Origin of the sequence: Microcystis sp. M53598_WE2 (assembly GCF_030067735.1) — a bacterium.
GTDB classification, from domain to species: Bacteria; Cyanobacteriota; Cyanobacteriia; order Cyanobacteriales; family Microcystaceae; genus Microcystis; species Microcystis aeruginosa.
In genome coordinates this window covers 1-1418 of sequence record NZ_JASJFE010000105.1, presented here as the reverse complement: position 1 = coordinate 1418, position 1418 = coordinate 1, and the positions used below count along the sequence as shown (strand labels likewise).

At 42.5% G+C, this 1418-nt stretch carries 1 protein-coding gene and 1 pseudogene; one reads left to right on the top strand and one right to left on the bottom strand.

The genetic code is table 11. The features are described from left to right. Positions 1 to 527: 527 nt before the first annotated feature. Positions 528 to 965, bottom strand: a complete 438-nt coding sequence (gene cynS, locus PX636_RS02460) for a cyanase (protein ID WP_002761093.1) — start codon at positions 963 to 965, stop codon at positions 528 to 530. Between the two features lie 185 nt (positions 966 to 1150). Between cynS and PX636_RS02455 the strand changes: the two are divergent. Further along, a pseudogene (locus tag PX636_RS02455) lies at positions 1151 to 1418 on the top strand (photosystem II q(b) protein); the annotation flags it as partial.

Genomic DNA, 1418 nt, shown 5'->3' with positions numbered 1-1418 from the left:
TCATAAGCGGTAAAAAAACAGCGATCTCGCAGAGATCCGCTTTGCGGTGCGCCTTCTTCTTGAAAATGTTCAATATAACATCGCCAATTGAAGTCTGAATTGGCAGTTATAGTCATTTCAATTAAGATTGAGAATATCAATGCTAGAGTTAATCAGGGTTTCATCGGTCTAGAGCGTATCAGACTTATCTGAAATGACTATATCAGTTTACTGTCTTCCCACTCCCCAATTCATAATTCATAATTCCCCAAACCCTCACCGCTCAAGGAATTAGAAGTTTCACAGCATAATTAGGAGAGATACCTTGACTTTTGCGGCGGCTTGGGTTATGATTTTCTTATAATGGGACTTTTGTGTTTAAGTTCAAGTGCTAAGATTTCCATTATTACTAAACTCTTTTAAAAATATTGTCCCAAAATCTGCCAAAAAAAGCAAGCAAAATTTTGCCGTCAATTGTTAAGTTTTGTTAAGAAAAATACCAGGAGCGGCAAGGAATAGAAATTCCTTACCGTTGACTTTGGCCGGACTCACCACTTCTTATAGGATAAAAACTTACCCGACATGGTAATTTTAACGCGATCGCCTTTAGGGTCTTCCTCCTTATCCACGTCGAGGGTAAAATCGATCGCACTCATAATGCCATCGCCGAATTTTTCATGAATCACCGATTTTAGTGGCATTCCATACACCTGCATGATCTCGTAGAAACGATAAATCAGGGGGTCGGTGGGGACAACAGGACCCAATCCCTTGACAGGATACTCGGTTAAGGATGCGACGATTTCGGTTCCCAGTCCCAAAGCTGCCACAATTTTCGTTGCTTCTTCTAGGGAGGCGCTCGCTTGCCGGTAAAAAACAGCGGCAATCCACACCTCATCTCGTCCTAGAATCGCTTCTAGGTCAGCGAAACTCAGGCCTTTTTCCTTCTTCGCTTCCAATAGTTTTGCGGTAATTTCGGGTATCATTGCTTATTTTTGCAGAATTTGTCTGCTTCTAGTTTACCTGAACATCAATTATATAAGTAAAAGTTATGACATTGATAAAAAAATATTCCTTAAAACCCCTTTACATAACTATAAAAAGCCGATAGTATTAACTCATGTCAAACAACGAACCTTGACAACCTAATACATACAGAAATTATCCAACCATGACTACAACTCTACAACAGCGCGAAAGCGCTTCCCTGTGGGAGCAGTTCTGCCAGTGGATCACCAGCACCAACAACCGTCTTTATGTCGGCTGGTTCGGTGTCATCATGATCCCCACCCTGCTCACCGCCACCACCTGCTTCATCATCGCCTTTATCGCCGCTCCTCCTGTAGATATCGACGGTATCCGCGAGCCTGTAGCTGGTTCTCTACTCTACGGAAACAACATCATCTCTGGTGCAGTTGTTCCTTCTTCCAACGCGATTG

Excerpts from the sequence above, each read along its gene's own strand:
- cynS (WP_002761093.1), bottom strand. The coding sequence starts at position 965 with ATGATACCCGAAATTACCGCAAAACTATTGGAAGCGAAGAAGGAAAAA.